The sequence below is a fragment of the Arthrobacter sp. A2-55 genome, assembly GCF_025548615.1.
Taxonomy (GTDB): Bacteria; Actinomycetota; Actinomycetes; order Actinomycetales; family Micrococcaceae; genus Specibacter; species Specibacter silviterrae.
In genome coordinates, this window is record NZ_JAJLOZ010000026.1 from 1 (window position 1) to 16,612 (window position 16,612).

Below are 16,612 nucleotides of genomic sequence, written 5' to 3' on the forward strand. Positions count from 1 at the left end.
CCGCTACGCCACCACGCTCGACTCCGGGCACATTGTCACCGTCGACTGGGTGATGCCATATGCGCACCGCGTCAGCGACGGCGGCGAAGTCCGGCCCATCCGTGTCACCGTTGAACGGTCTGGCAAGGACACGAAGCGCATGAGCCCGAAGATCCAGGCAGAAATCGACACCCTCGTTGAGAGAATCGTGAAGCGGGAAAACCAGGCCATGGCCCGCAGTGGAATTTCCCCGATTCACGTCGCGGACCTCGCCCGTTACCGGGACGAATTCGGGTACGGGCAAGTCCCCCTCCCCCGGCTGGTGGAGTCCCTGCACCTGGAGAGGGAGTATGGCCTGGCCATGACGGCCGCATGGGCCATCGCCGAGGACTACATCCCGCGTGACCAGCATGAGGAAGCCCTGGACTTTGTTCGCCGGGAGGTCACCGACCTGGAATCCAAGCTGGAGGACGCTGAAGGCGCGGTGGCCGAAATCGACGAGGAAGCCATGAAAAGGGCTGAACTCATTACCGAGGCCGTCGAGGGCCTTCGCATCCATGGCAGGACGCTGCTGGAGTTCAGGCCCGGCAATTCTACCGTCGAGCAAGTCATCGACTACCTGGAAGAGGTGGCGGCATGAACGAAGCCATCAGGGCGGCCAAGGCCATTTTGGCGAAGGTCCGCTTCGACGACGCAACGACGACGGCCAGGGGCCGGCGGGCCCACGCACGGGTGGTGGCCACCATTGAAGCGGCCGAACAGCTGGCGGGCATTGAAACGCAGCTGCGCATTGCCAACCTGGTCGCCTTATCCGGGCTTGGAGGTGACGCAGCTTTGAAAGCCCGGGCGGAGGCTGAGGAGCTGATATGGCCAGCACAGGTCGATCACAAGGCAGCCTAGCGCCGCACACATGGGGTGTATGAACGCTTCGACCGCCCCATCACCATCCACCCAGCCACCTGTGTACCTGCAGGCCATCCCCCATCAGAACGGCTCGCTGGTTCATGCGTTGGCGGACCAGCCCTCCACGCGCGCCCGGATGCAGCTGGGCAATCTTGTGCTGTACGGACGGGCTCTCTGCGGCGCCCAGGGTCATAGCGGCTGGCGCCTCCAGGGTGGCACTCTCGATGGAGCCAACGATTTTGTCGGCTACATCGAACCGGCAGAGTTCGGCACTGGAAAAGCCTCGGAGGAATGGCACACCAAATGCGCCCGGTGCGACCGCGAACACCGGAAGCTGGCAGTCTGATGGCTTACGGAGTCTGGCATATCGGGCGCACCTGGAACGGAAACAGCATAGAACGCGACTGCCCTTGCGGGAAGGCAGCCTGTGGGTTGGTCGACACCCAGTCCATCGATCCGAACTGCCCTGAACACTCCCGGGGCGCCGCGCAGACCATTCGCCAATCCCACCCGGAGGCCAGCTGCATCGCTGGCCCGCAACCGGGGCGCCCGGTCCGAATCTTCCCCAGCGAAAGGCAGCCCTTTGGCAGCTACGAGTTCCCGCAAGTCGATGAGTCACCCGCCCAGCCACGCTGAGTTGGCTCAGTTTCCGCACAAGCATCCCGGCTTCGTGGACACCGAATGCCCGCCCTGTGAGGACGTCGACCTGGATTGGACGCCCGGCTGGGGCTACCGGTGCCGGATGTGCCACCTTTTCGTGTGCATCCCCCGCACGCCCAGCGCCCGTCTGGCCACGCCGGAAGCCATCGCCTTCTTCTATGCCCATGGTGGCGACCGTCAAAAGTGACCACGTGGGCGCCATGCTGACGCGCGAGTGGCGTGCAATAAGGTTCGACCGCCGTACACATGGATTCCATGGAAACAATCCCTGACGCCCAGACCCCCATCTCCCCGGAAGTGGCGGCCGCTGCCCGTGACCTGCTCGGCTACTACAACATCCCCGGCGGCACCATGATCGGCGGATTCCGCAAGAAGCTGTTCTCCCTGTGGGAATCTGCCGACCCGTACAACTGGGCGCGGCTGGCCGAAGCGTTTCCCATCGAAGGCGCTGTCGTTGCAGCCATGAGTTCGCCCGCCGGCGGGGTTTCGGCAGTCCGCCGTCTCGCCGGCCTCAAGCCCGAGGCATGAGCGGGTTCCCCGCCCACTGGTCCGACTACCATCCCGGTACCGGATTCGCGTTCCGGTACCGGCACTGCAAACGCTGCAACAAGGTCTGGCGGAATCTCGGCGAAAAATCGCTCATTCATAACGGAAGGAAACCGTGAATAACTTCTGGCTGGGCCTGGCTGCCATCCCTTTGTCCGTGCTCTCCTGCATGCTGGTTTACCTGGCCTTCTCGGCCGTCATCTGGATCCGTCTGAGGCTGCTGGGCACCACGCCCAGGGCCGGTCAACGCGTGCACGCCTACAAGGTGACGTCCATCGTCCAAGACCCCCTCTACCGGGCGGACAAGCTTCTTGGTTCGATCTTCGTTGAGCGCCGCGACTTGGGCGCACAGCACGTCTATAGGGTCGAGCACGAGGACTCCAGCTGCTCCGTCCTAACAGTGAAACGCCTTCCCGGTGCCGGCATCTGGATGGGGGCCGGAAGTGCAGTGCACTGGGACGGGAACACAGTCGAAGCCAGCTGGGCAACGGACAACCCGGGAACACGTAGTCACCGTTTGGCTAGGTTGTATCCCCCGGTGCACACAGTAGTTGGTCGAGTCAGTGCCGCACACATGGGGACCATGAAGAACAACGAGCCCTCCGATTTCCCTGACGACGCCGTCGGCCAGACCCTCCGATTTGGCGACTCCGTCGCGATCATCCTCTCTGGGTCGGTCATGAAGGCTGCGGTCGTCGGCTGGTCCAACGAATCGCTCGTAACGATCGCCATTGGAGACCGGATCCGTTCGGTGAGGAATCACCGCCTGGTGCGTCTCCTTGACACGGACCGTACCAGCCCTGTCGCCGGTGGTCGGAGTGACGCGAGCCCGAGGTTGGTGCTGGCATCATGACCACCCTTCAAGACTTGCTCACGAGCGAAAAGGACGCCAACCTGTATCCTCGCAAGCAGTTTCACCAGCTGTCGTTTTACATTGACCGCAGCACTGGCATCACCTTCGAACTGGCTTGCCTTGGGCACGAGCCACACCAGCGCGGACACATCTGCGACGGCAGCTCGGCCCGCGAGGATTGCGATTTTTTCCTCGAATGCTTTGACGGCCCGCTTACCACCATCCACGACGGCATCATCACCACCTGGTGGAAAGGTGTCGGGGACAGCGCCGATCTGTGGTGGCGGTACGCCACCGAAGCCGAAGCTGCTGGTGCAGCAAATCCTAATGTCCACAACTTGTCCGAATAAGGAGCCTTCCATGTCTTCCCCCGCAATTGCTTTCAGGGCCCGTCAGCGCGAAATAATCGCCGCCCACATCGAGGGCCGCAAGGACGCCGTGGCCGCCTACAACGATCGGCTTCGATTGTTCCTGTTCGGCGTCGGCTCAGATAAGGCCCATGGCATCCAAGGCTTCAACGGATCCTTCTGGGTGGGCGGCTACCAGATCCCAGTCGGCACCGAGCCGCAGGAAGGCTGGCGCCGCGACTCCAAGAAGCCGCATATGGCGGTTCCGGCCAAGAAGACTCCGGAGGGAAAGCGTCTCGCCGATGAAGTGCTCCCCCGCATCGGCCTCGCAGCCGAATGCATCCCCGGCGCACCGGACTCAATCGTCGGTGGCGGATACCGCGCGTGGCCGCGGGTCCAGACGGTCGGTGCAGAACACTTCCTGACCTTCAGCCAGGCACCGGACAGGACTCCCATCCCGGGCCTGGACCTGAACATCTGGGAACCGGTCGGGCTGTCCGTCTACTACGCCGCACGTGAAGCGGCCGAAGAAGCTGTGGTGGCGTAGTGGCTGGAGTCATCATCACCCGTGTTCAGGCAGCAGCGGAGCGGCAGTGCGAGAAGGGGCACGCCATCGGCGCCGGCGACTACTACTGCCACGTTGACCTGGCACCGGGCCAGGAGCGCCGCGGCGGCGATTGGGGGTATCTGGAGCGGTATTGCACTCCTTGCGCCAAAACGAAGTACGCGCGCTTCCGCCGCATCCTGGCCAAACTGTGCCTGTACCCGTCGCAGGAAGACCCAGGTGCCTGGCTCCGCCCGGGAGGTCCGCCGACTGCTGGAAGCCCACCGTTCTGAACCATACCCAGCCAAAGGAGAACCCATGGAGCCCACGACGGATGCCCGCCCGGAAGCCGACATCACGCTGCTCGTCACTGCGCGATTCAAGGAAGCCCCGGATACCCACACAAAGCGATGGGTCATGGTCAAGGTGGACGACATCATCCACAAGACCCTCAGCGAGACGTTCGCGAACACCTTCGACCTCCTGGAAGTGTCGATCTCACTCGACGGCGGCAATTACGAGCTGCGGCGTCGCGAACCAGTGACTTGAGGCAGCAGAGAACCCCGGCTGCCTAGTCGGTGCCGGGGTTCTCTGCTGCCTGCTATGCCCAGTAGGTGTAGACCACCGGGCGCAATTCCTTCCAGACGTCCGGACCGGTGAACAGTCCGGCGAACTCGGCGAGATGACGAACGCTGGTCGGCACCCGAGGGACAATGCGTGCCCAGGCTTCGTTGGCGTTTTCGTATCCGAGGTCATGGGCAATTTCCTCGCTGTGGGGGTCACTGCAGCCCTCGCTCAGCAGCAGCTTCAAGTCGAAAGTGTCCGGCACCTCGGCGCCGGTGAGTGCGTCCATGAACCGTTCGGCGACTTCCGGGCTACGTTCCAGGTGGAGGATTTCGACGTCCAGTTCGGTTCCCTTGGCCGAAGCGATTGCCGTGTCCATGAGGTTGGCGCGGCGTATCCACCGTCCCAGTTCCTCCGGCGGGACAATGACCAGCGTGTCCGCCCAGCCGGCTTCGGGTTCGTGCACAACCGTGTGGATCAGTTCGTAGGTGTGTGGATGCCAGCGTTGGGCGTCCTCGATCCTCCGGGCCTCTGCGAGCCCCTCAATGCCCCTGGAGGGGAGCCACTGCATGTAGTCCAGCAACGAAGGAGCGCTAAACGTCTCGTCGGCCTCTTCGAGTTCGGGCCAGGCCAGCAGGGGGCTGCGGGAATTAAGGCGCGGATCGTTGAAGGCGCCACTGCGGCCGGTCTTCACGCCGGAGAGGGCGTAGCCCATGACCATGCGGATCTTTGCCATCAGGAAGCCACCTCGACGATCTCCAGGGTCTCGTTCTGCCGTTCGAGCTCCTTGTGATAGAACTCGAGATTGCTTACCCAGCTTTGGTGGTCTGCAGCCTGCTCACCGAGCAGTTCTTCCTGCAGTTCGTGGTCACCGCTGACAAGCCTGGCCACGTAGAGGACGTGCAACTCGATGCCGACTGCCCTCTCCAGAGGAATCATCACCGAGCGCAGGCGGTCCTTGGAATAGCGGAAGTTGAACGAGTACCTGAGAGCGAAAGCCATGAAGTTCTCCTTGAATGATTCTGATGGCGTGTACAGGGTCCATGTGTGCGGCATCGGCCCTCCCCCATCCGCTGTCCGGCAGCGAGTCCCTGGGCCGGCGCCGCACACATGATGATCAGCACCAGCACCGCCCAGGCAGCTGCCGCCATGATCGAAGGAGACACCCGTTGAGCAAGCCAATACCGCGAACCTGCTGCCCCACCCATGCCGACAGATGCCGATTCGGGCGTGACCATGTCTGGGCCGGGCCTTTCCTCCTTGACGAAGGACGTCCTGTTGTAGGCGCCATCTGGTCACATCCAGGCGACCTCAAATGCGTCTACTGTGGCGGAACCTGCACCGCCGAGCGGGAGTCGGCCTGACAGGCTGGGCACCCTCGACCGGCGCATGCCGTACACATGATGGTTCCCAGCCCCCCATCGAAAGGCCGTCATGGCATTCCCAAAGTTCGCGGAACAGCTCGAATACATCGCCGCCGTCACGAAGGCCCTCAACGCCATGCCGACACCCAGCAGTGATGTTGGCTTCCACCTTCACGTTGAACTTCGCGAAAACGACACGTACAGAAAGGCTGGTGAATGGTCGGATGAAATCGCCCCAGACTCATGGTCCTACTCGGACGACCAGGGATTCTAGGATGCCGACGAAACCCCACAGGCCTGAATCGCATCGTCAAAGCCAGACGGAACTGCTCACACCTGGCCACCTTGCCGGCGAACTTCTCTCGCATATCTACAACAACGTCACTGGGTGCTGCTCATGCCAGCTATCTGCTGCCAAGTCGCCGACCATCACGAAGGTGGAGTGGGCCGACCATGTCGCCGAAGTGCTGCTCGCAGTGGGCGTCCGCCTGCCGCGGGTGATCGAGACCGCCGAGGAATTGATCCAAGAGGGGGTGGGGACCGTCATCGAAACCCACGATGGCACAGTCCTTGAACTTCTATACGCCCAAGACGACCCAGAGGCTGCTTTCTTCACCCCGACCTGGTATGGCCACTTTGATGGTGCTATGTGCTTTGCTCCGCGCGACTTCGAGGAGCGTTCGTGGCTGCCGACGGCCGTCTTGCGGGACGGAACTGGCCCGGTCAATGCTTCAACAGCAAAAGATGGCACGCGATGAGGCCCCGGTCCCCCTTCGCTGGCGCCAGCAAGCAGGACCTGAAAACATACCGAGCCTGTGCCCGGATGGTTTCCGACTGGGTGTCATGCGCCCGACACGGGAAGTTTTATCCCCTGGACTGGGACGCCCAACTCCCCGTGGAGGATCCGCGGTTCATGCAGGCCCAGTGCATCCTTATGGCCTTCCTGGCGCGCGGCTGGTCTCACCTCGATAAGCTGCCGGGAAGCGACGAATTCCGCAGTATCGCCCGCCTCGACCGGCAGCAGAAAGTCGATCCCCGCTCCTATGAGGTCGTCATGCTTCGCAAAGAGCTTGCCGAGCACCTAGAGGAATGCCGAAAGCGCTGATGCGCAGCCGAGCCGGGGACTGAGCGTGCCGCACACATGGGAGCCATGAATACCTCTCCTGTACCCCTGCGCACCCTGATCACCGCCGTACTGGCCAGCCCCGACCATGAACGTAGTGCCCGCGTCGACGAGTGGCCGGCCGACGAGGCCGCGGCGTACCGCGGGGCTGGCGGGTTCCAGGAGGGGCACGCTGCAGTCCGGGCAATTCGCGACACGAAGATCGCCACAGACGTCCTGACGGTCGCAACCCCGCCGATTCGTGCCAACGCATGGGACGACGCCGCCGACTGGCTGGAAAGCGTCGCGCCCACCCAGCAAGCGCCGGAGCGTCTGCGGGTCTGGGCTGAGAAAGAGCGTGCCGCCCAGACGTTGGCCGATCCATCATCTCTCGAGCTGCTGGTTATGTCAGCCGATGAACTCGCCCACATTGTCGCCGCCGGCAGACGCATGGCGATCAGCGAGGTGGCGGTGAAAATCGACGCTGTTGCCGGCCTCACCACCAGTGAAGCCGGCCGAAACGCCTGGACGGCAGCCGCCGAGTTTGTCCGCAAAGAGGCCGAAACGGCATGACGGAGCTCGAACAGCTCGATGCCGACCTGGACTTCCTTTACGAACGTCGGCGCCAGCTCATAGCCGCACCCCGGCTCCTGGACAGCGACCCACGCAACAGCCGTGCCGCCGACCTCCATGAGGTAACAGAGTTGATCGACAAGACCGAAAAGAAACGAAGGAAGGCCATCCGTTGGGACAACAAACACCCTCGACGCCCGACCCTGCCATGAGCAACAACCCCGGTGTCATCGCCCTACGCACGCTTGTCGAGCAGTTCGGAGAGCTGGACAAGTGGGAGTTCGACAAGAAGACCTTGGCGAAGATCGCCGACATGGCCAGCGAGCTGGCTGGGAAGATCCTCGCCGACGTTGAAAGCCCCAAGATCATCGACGTCCCTAAGACACTGACCCGCCCGTGCTGCCGCGGCAAGAGCTGCGGTAATACCCGCCTGCACCTGGATGTGGAAACCAACCCTGACGGGGTCACCTTCTACAGCTACCTTCGCGACAGCAACGACGACCTCTACAGCGGGCCCTGGCACGAAAAGGAAATGCTCGAATGGGTGGAGGAAAGCAGCCGCTGGGAGGCAGAGGACGAGGCCGCACGCAACCAATAGAGGCGGCGCGGGCGTGGCATTCTGGGTCCGCCGCACACATGATGGCCATGAACAAGACCGCACTGATCTGGCTCCTCCAGTCGCACATCCCCGTCGATGACCGCTACGACGAAGTGCCCGAAGGCTACATCCGCTGCAACCATCTGTCGTGCAACTTCCAGCCGATTCCTGAGGACGACGACTGCCTGTGGCCCGAGCGTTTCGCCGAGCACGTCGCGGATAAGCTGATCGAAGCGGGCTTCATCCAGGCCGCCCCCGCACCGACATCACCGGCCAAGGCATGAACACCCCGTCGCAGCGACACCAGCTTCACTGGCGGCTGGAGAACGGCCGGTACGCCCCGAAGCTGACGTGCCTTCACGAGGACGTTCCGGGCGGACAGCGGTGCGACGGTGACGCGTTTGTGGACGAGCCTGAATCGTTGGTCTGCGACGACGGAGCCGGCCATCAGATCCGGGACGGAATCATTGTCTCCCAGTGGGAAGGGGCCTCTCCCTGGCCGGATGAAGGCGACGACGGTGCGGCGCTGCACTGGCGATACGAGGACGAGCACCTGCCGGTCTCACTCCAGCGGCATACCGTGCGGTTCCTCCTCGCGGCGGCCGGCGGCTTCGATCTCATCGAGCCGGCCTTTGACTGCCTCCACGGGCCCGTCGAGCAGTGCCACGCCCAGGCGTGGCGCGAAGACCTCACCTTGTTCCCGGAATGGCATGCCGGATCGGACGTCCCGCTGCGGGCAGGGGCCATCGTGTCATGGTGGCCGAACGGTCCCAGCGACCACAGCCTGCCCGGATGGGACTACGAGGAACACGGCCCAGGGGCACTCCTCGCGACCCTTTCCGGCGTGCACCGGTGAGCCCTCGCTACGCTTCCCCGCTGCGCTACCCGGGCGGCAAGGCCCGCATGGCTCCCTGGCTCATGGACGTCTTCGACTCGCTGACCGGGCCGATGGACGTCGAGGTGTGGCTGGAACCGTTCGGAGGCGGTGCGGGTGCCGCACTCACGGCGGTGACCAGCGGTCGGGTGCCCGAGGCATGGATCGTCGAAGCGAACCCAGCACTGGCCGCCTTCTGGACCACGGTGATGGATGACGGAGTGGCGCTGGCAAAGAGCATTGAAACCACCGCCCCCACCCTTGCGCTGTTCGAGGCCGCGAAGGAAACGGTTGCCGCCGGCCTGGCCGGTGAAAGCGTGGATACTTTCGACCTGGGCTTGGCCGCATTCATGGTCAACCGGTGCTCCCGATCCGGAATGATCATTCCCAACGTTGGGCCCATCGGCGGCAAGGGCCAAAAGGGCATCCACACTATCGGCGCCCGATTCAACGCTGCCCCGTTGGCAGAGAGGATCCGGGGAGTGCATGCCCTCGGCTCCCGGTTCAAGGTTTTTGCCGGGGACGGCATCACCTTCCTGGAGGAGCTGCCAGACTCCGGGGTCGAGGATGAGGTGTTCTGCTTCGCTGACCCGCCCTACATCGGCGTCGGCAACGACCTCTACGCCGTCGGCATGGACGACGGACTGCACCGTCGGCTTGCCCATGCGTTGAACGGGCTCTATGCGCCGTGGCTGCTCACCTACGACGCCAACCCGCAGGTTCCGCTGCTGTACAGAGGCCGTCACGTGGTCGAATTCGACATCCCGCACACTGCCGGCATCTCCCGCATCGGCAAGGAGTACCTGGTCCTGGGCCCGGGCATGGAATTGCCGACGGTGAATCCCCTGGGCAAGGGGCAGGTCGAGCTGCTGGCAGCCTAGTGGGAAGGGGACTGGACGACGCCGTACACATGAGGGGTATGAGAAAGCTCATCAGACTCCTGGCCACCAAACGTCATCTCCGCCAACTCCGTGAAAACTACCGGACGAATAACTTCTCGGGTCACCCCGAAGACATTCTGTGGGACATCGAGAACGCCGAAATCACGGTCAAAAGGCTCAAAGCCAAAGGCGAGCAGGCATGAATCCGCTGACCCGCGAAGAAGAGCTGGACGTGCTCGCCCGCCGTTTTGTCGTGGACGGTATGTCGCCCCAGGAAGCCCGGGCGGCCGCCAACCACCAACTGGAACTCGACGACTTTTATGCCCTGGTGCATCTTGTCGCCGTCACCAACGACGCCAACTGGATCGAGAAAATCTCCGAGGGTTACCGCACGCTCAGCAAAAACACCCAACCGCAGGAGGCAATGGCATGAGCGTAAACATCACCGTCACCCTAACCGACCGCGAGGCCGACGCTGTGCTCGGTTCCAATGGCCTCACCAACGGCTACGGCTCTCGCAAGAGCTCAGCCCTAGCCAGCGCTGAGCTAAAACTTACCGACGCCGTCCAGGCCGGCTGGAACGACAGAATCGATGTCAAGGAAGCCCATGCGCGTTGCCTTGCATCTCAGGTGTCGCATCAAGGAGCTCAAGCCTCCAACGCAGAAATCTTCACTGAAATCCGCGAACTGACCACTGCCTACCCTTGGTTTATGATCGATGAGTTCGTCACGTCCACGATCGCGAATCTCCTGCAGCAGGTCGCTGCTCCGACTGAGAATCCCATTAACGACGGAACCCACCTGACACCCGGTCAGTGGCGGGCCTTCACCCGAGATGAGAAAGAAGCCCATCTCAACGAGGCACGAGAAGTCTCCCGGTTCCTCGATACAGCAGATTTCGCCTACCACGATGGACGCATCCACCCCGCAGTTATCCGGCTGGCCGAGAACCGTGAAAACGAGCACAACTGGATCCATGTCACAAACGACGGCCGACTCATGCGCATGCACATGTGGGACTTGTTCGTTATGGACTACGTGCCCATGTGGGTATCGACGCCGTCCTGAAATCCAAAGTCACTGCCCGGCTGTGACTTCCCCTCCCCGTGGCTCGCAGCCACAGACCTCCAAGGAAACTCCATGACCACCACCCAACGTCCCGACGAACTGCACGACGGTGACGGCTACCCGACCGACGAGGCGCTCGACTACCTGGATGCCTTCCCCGGCACCGCCTACGAGATGCTCGACTACCTCATCGAGCTGATGCGCATCGGTGGCGGCTGCACCGTGGAAGAAATCAAGGACCACTGGGGCCACCCGATACGTGAGGCCAGGTTCTTCACCGGCGGCTGGTCGGGCTGCGAAGAAACCATGGGCCGCGCGGCGAAGACCATGTTCCACTTCTCGTTCTGGGAGTCCTCGGCCCGCGGCGGCTCCACCGTCTACCAAGTCGGGGAGAACCTGGCCGGCACTGCCGGCCTGTGGGGCGTCCCCACCTATCAGGCCACCGACGGCGCCAAGAAGGTCTCCGGAGGCTCCCGCGAGGAGATCGTCCTGCTCGTGGAGGGGCGGTGGAACCGCTGGTTCTGGGAGCTCATCCGGGCCGACGGCGAACCGGTCAACCTGTTCGTCACCGCAGAGAACGGGTCCTCCGACACCGAGCAGAGCGCCAGGGACGCTGGCGAGGCAGCACGCGATATGACCCGGGCTGCAGTCGCCGGCGGACAGACGGTGCTGGACACCGATCCCTGGAACCACCAGCTCGCCGTCACCGCCGGCGCCCGCGCCCTGCGCGAGATGGAACGCGGCATCTCCGGCTGGGGACCCTTTGATGAGATGGCCGAGAAGGACATCGCCCGGTGGGAGATGCAGTCCCGTATCGCCGCCACCGCCGCGATGCGCGCCTTGGCCGGCGGCGACGCCCGGACCCGGGTCAGCAAGACACTGGCCCGCGCCCTCCGCCACGAGCCGGAACTGTTGGGCGTGGCCCTGGACGAGCACGGTTGGGCGCCGATGGATGAGCTAGTGGATGGCCTGCGGCTGTTTGACCCGGCCTGGGCTGCCGTGGACGCCAGCCACCTGCCGGCGCTGGTCGACACCGCCGCCAAGCAACGATTCGAGATCGCCGACGGCCGCATTCGTGCCCTGTACGGTCATTCTGTCCCCGGTGTCCTCCCGCCGGCGGCCAGCGCCCCTCCCGCCGTGCTGTTTCACGGCACCTCCCCGGAGGCCGCCGAGGTGATCTTGCGGGACGGGCTGAAGCCGATGCGTCGCCAACACGTTCACCTCTCCGTCGATCGGGATACGGCAGTGCTGGTTGGTCGTCGCAAAACGGGCGATCCAGCGGTGCTGGAAATCGATGCCGCCGACGCCGCCGACGCGGGCGTCCTCTTTCGTCAGGCGAACGACGCCACCTGGCTGACCGACTGGATTCCGGCCAAATACATCTGGGTCGCCGCCGACTAGGACCGTGTGGGCGGTGCGAGCACAGATCTTGCTCCGTCCGCACACATGAGCCTCATGGAAACAACGACTCTCCCCCTGCATCGGATCGCCAACGCCCTTGACGGCTGCTTCAACCTCACCGAGGAACGCATCCTGTCGTCGGAAACCCGGGCGATGGTCTTCAAGGCGATCGACCAGCCCTCCGTGGAGAACTGGCTGAACGCCAGGTCAATCATCGTCTCCCGTTCGATGACTCTATGGCAGGCTGTCATCGCCGCCGGTGCCCATCCCAAAGACATTCCCACCGGACTCCAGATCATCGAAGCTATTGAATGGACCCAGCCATGAGCTGTGACATTTCCACGCGTGCAGAACCGGGTCCCGGCGCTACGCGCAAAGTTCCCGAGGCGACCTTCGAGGTTGACCGATGAGGGGCACGGCGCGACTTGCGGTCGCCGGCGCCATCACCCTCCTAATGCTGACGGCAACCGCCGGATGTGCCGTGCAGGAATCCGGTACCATCCCTGAACCGAAGTCCACCGCTCCGGCGCCCGAAAACCGCCTTATTGAGAGGCACAAGGTCCTTGAAGATGGCCGAATAGTTGTCTGTGTGACCTACGACCTTAAGACGTTCGGCGGCGGGCTCTCCTGCGACTGGGCCGGCGCTAAATGAATCCAAGGGCGCCCAAGCGCACCGCGTTCACCAGTTACCCGAAGCGACTGGTCCCCACCGGCTACGGTGGCACGGACAAGGACGGCAACACGTTCACTGTCCACGCCATGGAGCGGTTCATCGACGGCCAGTGGGTGCCTGACCCCATCGTGGTCAAGCGCCGGTTCACCGATGCAGAACTGGCCGCAATCTACTGGGCGCCAAACCGGATTACCAACACTGACCTGGACTTCGAGAACGACTTTGACAACGCGATCCAGATCGTCAAGGAGCGCCAGGACACGCTGTACCGTTTTGCAACCCTGCCGGACTATGACGCAGAGGATGGATGGGACCTGGAGCCGTCTGGGGACGCGGGTTAGATGTCCTGCCGCACACATAGGCAGCATGACAACCACGACCTCCCCGTCTGCTTCCGCATCCGGCATGCTCGATGCCGAATTCAAGCCCGCCAACACCGGCCATGTCGGCTTCCGAGACTACATTCGCCGGGACCTGGCCCATCTTCACGGCATCGACCGGGAGCATCTGGCCTCCATGGACAGTCGGCCCGCAGCCGAGCACACCAGGGACCAGAAAAAGTGGACCCAATACGCAAGTACGGCCGAAGTCGCCGCACTTGACTGGATTGCCGTCAACGCACCAGGCGCCATCCCGCACCTACGAGCCGCCGGGCTCACTGTCTTCGATCCGGAGGAGCACTGACAGGACAGTGCCGCACACATGGGGTCCATGAGCACAACGAAAATCACCCCGGTCCGCGCCGTGGCCATCGCCGTCGGGTCCGTCGAAACCCACGAAGCCCGCCTCCTGGCCGAACTGAAGGCGCTCGAATCAGATATTGCAGACATCCGCCGCGACCTTAAAAACGGCAGAAGTTTCGAAGCCCTGAATCTGGTCAAGGGCGCAGATGCCGTGGCCCGCCGCACCGTGAAGCTTCAGATTGTCCGCGACACCCTGGCCGTTCTCGACGAGCTGGACAGTGAGTAGACCATGGGGATAACCGACAAGACAGCCGCCTCCACGGGAGCCCGAACACCAGGTCACGAACTAGTCGCCGAAGGCGCGGCCCATGATGCACGAGGCCAGCGCATTTCGTGGCAGGGCACAGGTGGCCAAGGCCGTGGACGGTGCAGGTGCGGGGCCCAGTCCCCCACCCTCTTCTCAGGTCTGCAACGCAAGGCCTGGCACCGCCGTCACAAGAAAGAAGTCACCACGTGAGAGTCCGATACGGCAAGTTCATCTTCACCCGGGCCGCCGCGGTTAGCGCTGAGCTGGCCCGCAAAGATCGGTTGATCGCAGAAGCCGAAGCCCACCGCATCAAATTAGCCGCCTTTGCGGACAGCATCCTCGCACAGCACCAGCCTTACTGGACGGGCAGCCACAACGGGGGCCTGGACCTGTCCACGGCCGACACCAGCGAATTGGCCGCCGGGGTCAGAGAGGCGATGGGAAAGAACCTGCGGTGTGTTCACTGTCGCAGTTCCCTGGCCATGCCGCATGGTGGAGCCCCTGCGCGTCCTGGCCAGGGAACTGCGCTGGCCCAGCGACGAGCAACTCCCCGAGCCCCTGCCGGCGCCCAATCATGTACACCTCATCAAGGTGGCCCTGTGAGCGCGCAGGGCCTGACCGGGGAGCAGCTGGACGCCTTGTCCGAGACCATCTATCGAAACGAGTACACGGGGCCCGCCAGCGACTGCATCCAGCCACTGGCTGAGCGGCACGCCTGGGAACAGGAGGTGGTCGCCCGGCAAGTGGCGGCCGTGGAGGCCTGGTATCGAGCCAACGTCCTGCACCCGCTGTGGGCGAAGGCCTATCGACTGGGTATCGAAGATGAACGTATTTCGGAGGCGAACATTGGGATCGCCGGATGCCTGTGCAACTCCAGCCCATGCCGTTGCAAGATCGAGCCAACCCGAGCCAACCCGTACGGCCGCAACTGACCTTCGCCCGGCCGTACACATGGTGCTCATGAGAGAACGAAGCAACATCAGCGCCGGCCAGTTGAACCGCACCCACATCGGGAGCACTGTCACGATCATCGATCCCGTCGAAGGTACGGTCACCGGCGAGCTGCGCCAGATTACCCACCGGCCGAAAGAAACCATCCTGCATCTGTGCCGCGCCTACAGCGACGTCCCCAAGGGCAAATACATTGAGCTGGTCTATTCGGCCGAACGATCCGGCATCGGCGAACCCCTAGGCCTGGTCGAACACACGCCGGCCATCGAGGGCCCGGTGGCCATTGCCCCGGGGAAGGGCAAATCGATCTCGGACCTCTTCCCGGGCGTCCACGACACGGCCGACCGAAACACCCTGGGCGAGCAGGTCGTCGAGGTCCACCATGACGGCAACGGGAGCGAACTGAAGGAACCAAAGCGCGACGAATCTCCTTCCCTGCCCGAGGACGTGGAACCGTGAACCAGGCGGATCAGCAGCCCGCACAGCCCCGGAAAAACCCGTGCGCTTCGTGTCCGTACAGGGAGGGTGTCCCCTCTGGTGTGTGGGAGGCCAGCGAGTATGAGAAGCTGTGGCGCTATGACGGCGAAACGTTCGAGCAGGACTCCGTTGCGGTCTTTATGTGCCACCAGCACGACGGATGCGTATGTTCCGGCTGGCTGGGCCACCGTGACCCGTTGGACCTATTGGCCGTGCGGCTGGGTTTGATGGACGGCCGGCTGGATGGCAGCTGCGCGGAGTATTCGACCGATGTGCCCCTGTTCGGCACCGGCCAGGAAGCCGCGGCCCACGGCGTGAAGGACCTACAGGACCCGAGTCTCGAAGCGCAGAAGGTCATCGGCAAGATCATTCGAAAAAGCGCATGAGGGTGGGCTGAAGAGGCTGGTGGAGGCTGCCGTACACATAGTGCCCATGAACACTTTCATCGCACTCGCACCTCAATCCGCCGAAGAGATCGTTGTTCGCGCGTCCGCATCAATGGGTTCAAGCCGGGCGTCGGTGGCGGCATGAGCACCTGGGGCATATACCTGCTGGGCCTCGCTACGCTCCCAGCCCTGGCTGGCGTCTGGGTCGCCGTTGCGGCAGCGACCAGCCGTCGCTACGCAGTCGAATGCTACAACTGCGGAAAGATCCTGGGCCGCGAGGGCAAGACCTGGGCTATCCTGGCCGGCGCCCGGTGGAAAATCCACTACCTGCGGTACTGGTACCGGACCCGCCCAACTTGGACCTGCACACCGAGCGAGGACGAATCATGACCCCCACGCGAGGCACCCTGGACAGCTGCGACAACGGCACAGCCACAGGCCTTGCCGGGGCCCTGGAGGGACTGGCAAGAATCGAGACCCTCACAGCCACCTACGAAGCTGGCGCCGTCAAGCTCACGCGGCGGGCCGAATTTGCGGAAAAGCTTGGACTGGGGCCCTGCCTCCGGCGCTCCATCGAGGCGGACCGGCGGGATGCCCGATACCTCTCCTTCTTTGCAGAACAAATCCGTACCGCCCTACAGAAAGGACCCAGCCAGTGAGTTCCGTCAACGAGCGAACCGTCACCACCGTCCGCCACGAATATGTTGTCCGCCGGCCCGCCACCCAGAAAGATGTACGCGACGCCTTGCACTTTGCCGCGCGCGACAAGGCCGCGGCCGGCTTCCAGGTATCTTATGACGACGCCATCATGGTCGACACGGACGATAATTCGATCATCGTGTATTGGGAAGAACAAGCCCGTGACGCGGCATAGCGCG

34 protein-coding genes are annotated in these 16,612 nt (G+C 63.4%); 32 read left to right on the forward strand and 2 right to left on the reverse strand.

Features of this window, described 5'->3' with window-relative positions; translation table 11 throughout:
* From LPN03_RS08925 to LPN03_RS08965, 9 genes are all read left to right on the forward strand, one after another.
* The coding region (locus tag LPN03_RS08925; protein WP_262453958.1) for a hypothetical protein at nt 1-619 on the forward strand (619 nt) is incomplete at its 5' end.
* Nucleotides 616-879: a hypothetical protein gene (locus tag LPN03_RS08930; protein WP_262453959.1), complete on the forward strand. Its 264-nt coding sequence runs from the start codon at nt 616-618 to the stop codon at nt 877-879. The genes LPN03_RS08925 and LPN03_RS08930, both read left to right, overlap by 4 nt.
* A gap of 19 nt (nt 880-898) precedes the next feature.
* Nucleotides 899-1,228 carry a hypothetical protein gene (locus LPN03_RS08935; protein WP_262453960.1) on the forward strand — a complete coding sequence of 110 codons (330 nt, stop codon included), beginning with the start codon at nt 899-901 and terminating at the stop codon, nt 1,226-1,228.
* Between the two features lie 569 nt (nt 1,229-1,797).
* The gene (locus LPN03_RS08940; RefSeq protein WP_262453961.1) at nt 1,798-2,070 is read left to right on the forward strand and encodes a hypothetical protein; all 273 of its coding nucleotides are present in this window, start codon (nt 1,798-1,800) and stop codon (nt 2,068-2,070) included.
* Between the two features lie 133 nt (nt 2,071-2,203).
* Nucleotides 2,204-2,941 (forward strand): hypothetical protein, encoded by a 738-nt coding sequence (locus tag LPN03_RS08945; protein ID WP_262453962.1) that lies wholly within the window; start codon nt 2,204-2,206, stop codon nt 2,939-2,941.
* Complete coding sequence (locus LPN03_RS08950; RefSeq protein WP_262453963.1) at nt 2,938-3,291, forward strand: hypothetical protein; 354 nt, start codon at nt 2,938-2,940, stop codon at nt 3,289-3,291. The genes LPN03_RS08945 and LPN03_RS08950 overlap by 4 nt, the downstream gene beginning before the upstream one ends.
* A 10-nt stretch (nt 3,292-3,301) precedes the next feature.
* On the forward strand, nt 3,302-3,835 hold the full coding sequence (locus LPN03_RS08955) for a hypothetical protein (protein WP_262453964.1): 534 nt from the start codon (nt 3,302-3,304) through the stop codon (nt 3,833-3,835).
* On the forward strand, nt 3,835-4,125 hold the full coding sequence (locus LPN03_RS08960) for a hypothetical protein (protein WP_262453965.1): 291 nt from the start codon (nt 3,835-3,837) through the stop codon (nt 4,123-4,125). The genes LPN03_RS08955 and LPN03_RS08960 overlap by 1 nt, the downstream gene beginning before the upstream one ends.
* Nucleotides 4,126-4,150: 25 nt before the next feature.
* Entirely contained in the window at nt 4,151-4,381 is a 231-nt protein-coding gene (locus tag LPN03_RS08965; protein ID WP_262453966.1) for a hypothetical protein, read from the forward strand.
* Between the two features lie 52 nt (nt 4,382-4,433).
* On the opposite strand, the gene LPN03_RS08970 is transcribed toward LPN03_RS08965, so the two are convergent.
* On the reverse strand, nt 4,434-5,132 hold the full coding sequence (locus LPN03_RS08970; RefSeq protein ID WP_262453967.1) for a hypothetical protein: 699 nt from the start codon (nt 5,130-5,132) through the stop codon (nt 4,434-4,436).
* Nucleotides 5,132-5,398 carry a hypothetical protein gene (locus tag LPN03_RS08975; protein ID WP_262453968.1) on the reverse strand — a complete coding sequence of 89 codons (267 nt, stop codon included), beginning with the start codon at nt 5,396-5,398 and terminating at the stop codon, nt 5,132-5,134. The genes LPN03_RS08970 and LPN03_RS08975 overlap by 1 nt, the downstream gene beginning before the upstream one ends.
* A gap of 432 nt (nt 5,399-5,830) precedes the next feature.
* On the opposite strand from LPN03_RS08975, the gene LPN03_RS08980 reads away from it, so the two are divergent.
* The 23 genes from LPN03_RS08980 to LPN03_RS09090 all read left to right on the forward strand — a co-directional run bounded on the left by LPN03_RS08980 (nt 5,831) and on the right by LPN03_RS09090 (nt 16,608).
* The gene (locus LPN03_RS08980) at nt 5,831-6,034 is read left to right on the forward strand and encodes a hypothetical protein (protein ID WP_262453969.1); all 204 of its coding nucleotides are present in this window, start codon (nt 5,831-5,833) and stop codon (nt 6,032-6,034) included.
* A gap of 1 nt (nt 6,035) precedes the next feature.
* Nucleotides 6,036-6,518 carry a hypothetical protein gene (locus LPN03_RS08985; protein WP_262453970.1) on the forward strand — a complete coding sequence of 161 codons (483 nt, stop codon included), beginning with the start codon at nt 6,036-6,038 and terminating at the stop codon, nt 6,516-6,518.
* A 155-nt stretch (nt 6,519-6,673) separates the two neighbouring features.
* Nucleotides 6,674-6,865 carry a hypothetical protein gene (locus LPN03_RS08990; protein ID WP_262453971.1) on the forward strand — a complete coding sequence of 64 codons (192 nt, stop codon included), beginning with the start codon at nt 6,674-6,676 and terminating at the stop codon, nt 6,863-6,865.
* Between the two features lie 45 nt (nt 6,866-6,910).
* Nucleotides 6,911-7,435: a hypothetical protein gene (locus LPN03_RS08995; protein ID WP_262453972.1), complete on the forward strand. Its 525-nt coding sequence runs from the start codon at nt 6,911-6,913 to the stop codon at nt 7,433-7,435.
* Nucleotides 7,432-7,647: a hypothetical protein gene (locus tag LPN03_RS09000; RefSeq protein WP_262453973.1), complete on the forward strand. Its 216-nt coding sequence runs from the start codon at nt 7,432-7,434 to the stop codon at nt 7,645-7,647. The genes LPN03_RS08995 and LPN03_RS09000 overlap by 4 nt, the downstream gene beginning before the upstream one ends.
* Nucleotides 7,644-8,033 (forward strand): hypothetical protein, encoded by a 390-nt coding sequence (locus LPN03_RS09005; protein ID WP_262453974.1) that lies wholly within the window; start codon nt 7,644-7,646, stop codon nt 8,031-8,033. Before LPN03_RS09000 ends, LPN03_RS09005 begins: the two co-directional genes overlap by 4 nt.
* 47 nt (nt 8,034-8,080) lie before the next feature.
* The gene (locus LPN03_RS09010) at nt 8,081-8,317 is read left to right on the forward strand and encodes a hypothetical protein (protein ID WP_262453975.1); all 237 of its coding nucleotides are present in this window, start codon (nt 8,081-8,083) and stop codon (nt 8,315-8,317) included.
* Nucleotides 8,314-8,889, forward strand: coding sequence for a hypothetical protein (locus LPN03_RS09015; RefSeq protein ID WP_262453976.1), 576 nt, complete (start codon nt 8,314-8,316; stop codon nt 8,887-8,889). Before LPN03_RS09010 ends, LPN03_RS09015 begins: the two co-directional genes overlap by 4 nt.
* Nucleotides 8,886-9,788 carry a hypothetical protein gene (locus LPN03_RS09020; protein ID WP_262453977.1) on the forward strand — a complete coding sequence of 301 codons (903 nt, stop codon included), beginning with the start codon at nt 8,886-8,888 and terminating at the stop codon, nt 9,786-9,788. The genes LPN03_RS09015 and LPN03_RS09020 overlap by 4 nt, the downstream gene beginning before the upstream one ends.
* A 38-nt stretch (nt 9,789-9,826) precedes the next feature.
* Nucleotides 9,827-9,991 carry a hypothetical protein gene (locus LPN03_RS09025; RefSeq protein ID WP_262453978.1) on the forward strand — a complete coding sequence of 55 codons (165 nt, stop codon included), beginning with the start codon at nt 9,827-9,829 and terminating at the stop codon, nt 9,989-9,991.
* Entirely contained in the window at nt 9,988-10,221 is a 234-nt protein-coding gene (locus tag LPN03_RS09030; RefSeq protein WP_262453980.1) for a hypothetical protein, read from the forward strand. Before LPN03_RS09025 ends, LPN03_RS09030 begins: the two co-directional genes overlap by 4 nt.
* Entirely contained in the window at nt 10,218-10,856 is a 639-nt protein-coding gene (locus tag LPN03_RS09035; RefSeq protein ID WP_262453981.1) for a hypothetical protein, read from the forward strand. The genes LPN03_RS09030 and LPN03_RS09035 overlap by 4 nt, the downstream gene beginning before the upstream one ends.
* A 72-nt stretch (nt 10,857-10,928) precedes the next feature.
* Nucleotides 10,929-12,257 (forward strand): RNA 2'-phosphotransferase, encoded by a 1,329-nt coding sequence (locus tag LPN03_RS09040; RefSeq protein WP_262453982.1) that lies wholly within the window; start codon nt 10,929-10,931, stop codon nt 12,255-12,257.
* 54 nt (nt 12,258-12,311) lie between these two features.
* The gene (locus tag LPN03_RS09045; RefSeq protein ID WP_262453983.1) at nt 12,312-12,584 is read left to right on the forward strand and encodes a hypothetical protein; all 273 of its coding nucleotides are present in this window, start codon (nt 12,312-12,314) and stop codon (nt 12,582-12,584) included.
* Nucleotides 12,585-12,905: 321 nt separating this feature from the next.
* Nucleotides 12,906-13,271 carry a hypothetical protein gene (locus LPN03_RS09050; RefSeq protein WP_262453984.1) on the forward strand — a complete coding sequence of 122 codons (366 nt, stop codon included), beginning with the start codon at nt 12,906-12,908 and terminating at the stop codon, nt 13,269-13,271.
* A gap of 25 nt (nt 13,272-13,296) precedes the next feature.
* Nucleotides 13,297-13,614, forward strand: coding sequence for a hypothetical protein (locus LPN03_RS09055; RefSeq protein WP_262453985.1), 318 nt, complete (start codon nt 13,297-13,299; stop codon nt 13,612-13,614).
* Nucleotides 13,615-13,641: 27 nt separating this feature from the next.
* Entirely contained in the window at nt 13,642-13,899 is a 258-nt protein-coding gene (locus LPN03_RS09060) for a hypothetical protein (RefSeq protein WP_262453986.1), read from the forward strand.
* A 620-nt stretch (nt 13,900-14,519) separates the two neighbouring features.
* On the forward strand, nt 14,520-14,852 hold the full coding sequence (locus LPN03_RS09065; RefSeq protein ID WP_262453987.1) for a hypothetical protein: 333 nt from the start codon (nt 14,520-14,522) through the stop codon (nt 14,850-14,852).
* Nucleotides 14,853-14,880: 28 nt separating this feature from the next.
* Entirely contained in the window at nt 14,881-15,330 is a 450-nt protein-coding gene (locus LPN03_RS09070; protein ID WP_262453988.1) for a hypothetical protein, read from the forward strand.
* The gene (locus LPN03_RS09075) at nt 15,327-15,734 is read left to right on the forward strand and encodes a DUF6283 family protein (protein WP_262453989.1); all 408 of its coding nucleotides are present in this window, start codon (nt 15,327-15,329) and stop codon (nt 15,732-15,734) included. The genes LPN03_RS09070 and LPN03_RS09075 overlap by 4 nt, the downstream gene beginning before the upstream one ends.
* 141 nt (nt 15,735-15,875) lie before the next feature.
* Nucleotides 15,876-16,124 carry a hypothetical protein gene (locus LPN03_RS09080; protein WP_262453990.1) on the forward strand — a complete coding sequence of 83 codons (249 nt, stop codon included), beginning with the start codon at nt 15,876-15,878 and terminating at the stop codon, nt 16,122-16,124.
* Nucleotides 16,121-16,393: a hypothetical protein gene (locus LPN03_RS09085; protein WP_262453991.1), complete on the forward strand. Its 273-nt coding sequence runs from the start codon at nt 16,121-16,123 to the stop codon at nt 16,391-16,393. The genes LPN03_RS09080 and LPN03_RS09085 overlap by 4 nt, the downstream gene beginning before the upstream one ends.
* Nucleotides 16,390-16,608, forward strand: a complete 219-nt coding sequence (locus LPN03_RS09090) for a hypothetical protein (protein WP_262453992.1) — start codon at nt 16,390-16,392, stop codon at nt 16,606-16,608. The genes LPN03_RS09085 and LPN03_RS09090 overlap by 4 nt, the downstream gene beginning before the upstream one ends.
* Nucleotides 16,609-16,612: the final 4 nt, after the last annotated feature.

Bases quoted from the DNA above. Each gene is read 5' to 3' on its own strand.
- LPN03_RS09000 (WP_262453973.1), top strand. From the start codon at position 7,432: ATGACGGAGCTCGAACAGCTCGATGCCGACCTGGACTTCCTTTACGAA.
- LPN03_RS09025 (WP_262453978.1), top strand. From the start codon at position 9,827: ATGAGAAAGCTCATCAGACTCCTGGCCACCAAACGTCATCTCCGCCAA.
- LPN03_RS08950 (WP_262453963.1), top strand. From the start codon at position 2,938: ATGACCACCCTTCAAGACTTGCTCACGAGCGAAAAGGACGCCAACCTG.
- LPN03_RS08990 (WP_262453971.1), top strand. From the start codon at position 6,674: ATGCAGGCCCAGTGCATCCTTATGGCCTTCCTGGCGCGCGGCTGGTCT.
- LPN03_RS09080 (WP_262453990.1), top strand. From the start codon at position 15,876: ATGAGCACCTGGGGCATATACCTGCTGGGCCTCGCTACGCTCCCAGCC.
- LPN03_RS09015 (WP_262453976.1), top strand. From the start codon at position 8,314: ATGAACACCCCGTCGCAGCGACACCAGCTTCACTGGCGGCTGGAGAAC.
- LPN03_RS08975 (WP_262453968.1), bottom strand. From the start codon at position 5,398: ATGGCTTTCGCTCTCAGGTACTCGTTCAACTTCCGCTATTCCAAGGAC.
- LPN03_RS08930 (WP_262453959.1), top strand. From the start codon at position 616: ATGAACGAAGCCATCAGGGCGGCCAAGGCCATTTTGGCGAAGGTCCGC.
- LPN03_RS09070 (WP_262453988.1), top strand. From the start codon at position 14,881: ATGAGAGAACGAAGCAACATCAGCGCCGGCCAGTTGAACCGCACCCAC.
- LPN03_RS08965 (WP_262453966.1), top strand. From the start codon at position 4,151: ATGGAGCCCACGACGGATGCCCGCCCGGAAGCCGACATCACGCTGCTC.
- LPN03_RS08955 (WP_262453964.1), top strand. From the start codon at position 3,302: ATGTCTTCCCCCGCAATTGCTTTCAGGGCCCGTCAGCGCGAAATAATC.
- LPN03_RS09060 (WP_262453986.1), top strand. From the start codon at position 13,642: ATGAGCACAACGAAAATCACCCCGGTCCGCGCCGTGGCCATCGCCGTC.
- LPN03_RS08980 (WP_262453969.1), top strand. From the start codon at position 5,831: ATGGCATTCCCAAAGTTCGCGGAACAGCTCGAATACATCGCCGCCGTC.
- LPN03_RS09010 (WP_262453975.1), top strand. From the start codon at position 8,081: ATGAACAAGACCGCACTGATCTGGCTCCTCCAGTCGCACATCCCCGTC.
- LPN03_RS09045 (WP_262453983.1), top strand. From the start codon at position 12,312: ATGGAAACAACGACTCTCCCCCTGCATCGGATCGCCAACGCCCTTGAC.
- LPN03_RS09085 (WP_262453991.1), top strand. From the start codon at position 16,121: ATGACCCCCACGCGAGGCACCCTGGACAGCTGCGACAACGGCACAGCC.
- LPN03_RS09030 (WP_262453980.1), top strand. From the start codon at position 9,988: ATGAATCCGCTGACCCGCGAAGAAGAGCTGGACGTGCTCGCCCGCCGT.
- LPN03_RS08940 (WP_262453961.1), top strand. From the start codon at position 1,798: ATGGAAACAATCCCTGACGCCCAGACCCCCATCTCCCCGGAAGTGGCG.
- LPN03_RS09050 (WP_262453984.1), top strand. From the start codon at position 12,906: ATGAATCCAAGGGCGCCCAAGCGCACCGCGTTCACCAGTTACCCGAAG.
- LPN03_RS08935 (WP_262453960.1), top strand. From the start codon at position 899: ATGAACGCTTCGACCGCCCCATCACCATCCACCCAGCCACCTGTGTAC.
- LPN03_RS09005 (WP_262453974.1), top strand. From the start codon at position 7,644: ATGAGCAACAACCCCGGTGTCATCGCCCTACGCACGCTTGTCGAGCAG.
- LPN03_RS09040 (WP_262453982.1), top strand. From the start codon at position 10,929: ATGACCACCACCCAACGTCCCGACGAACTGCACGACGGTGACGGCTAC.
- LPN03_RS09055 (WP_262453985.1), top strand. From the start codon at position 13,297: ATGACAACCACGACCTCCCCGTCTGCTTCCGCATCCGGCATGCTCGAT.
- LPN03_RS08970 (WP_262453967.1), bottom strand. From the start codon at position 5,132: ATGGCAAAGATCCGCATGGTCATGGGCTACGCCCTCTCCGGCGTGAAG.
- LPN03_RS08995 (WP_262453972.1), top strand. From the start codon at position 6,911: ATGAATACCTCTCCTGTACCCCTGCGCACCCTGATCACCGCCGTACTG.
- LPN03_RS08985 (WP_262453970.1), top strand. From the start codon at position 6,036: ATGCCGACGAAACCCCACAGGCCTGAATCGCATCGTCAAAGCCAGACG.
- LPN03_RS09035 (WP_262453981.1), top strand. From the start codon at position 10,218: ATGAGCGTAAACATCACCGTCACCCTAACCGACCGCGAGGCCGACGCT.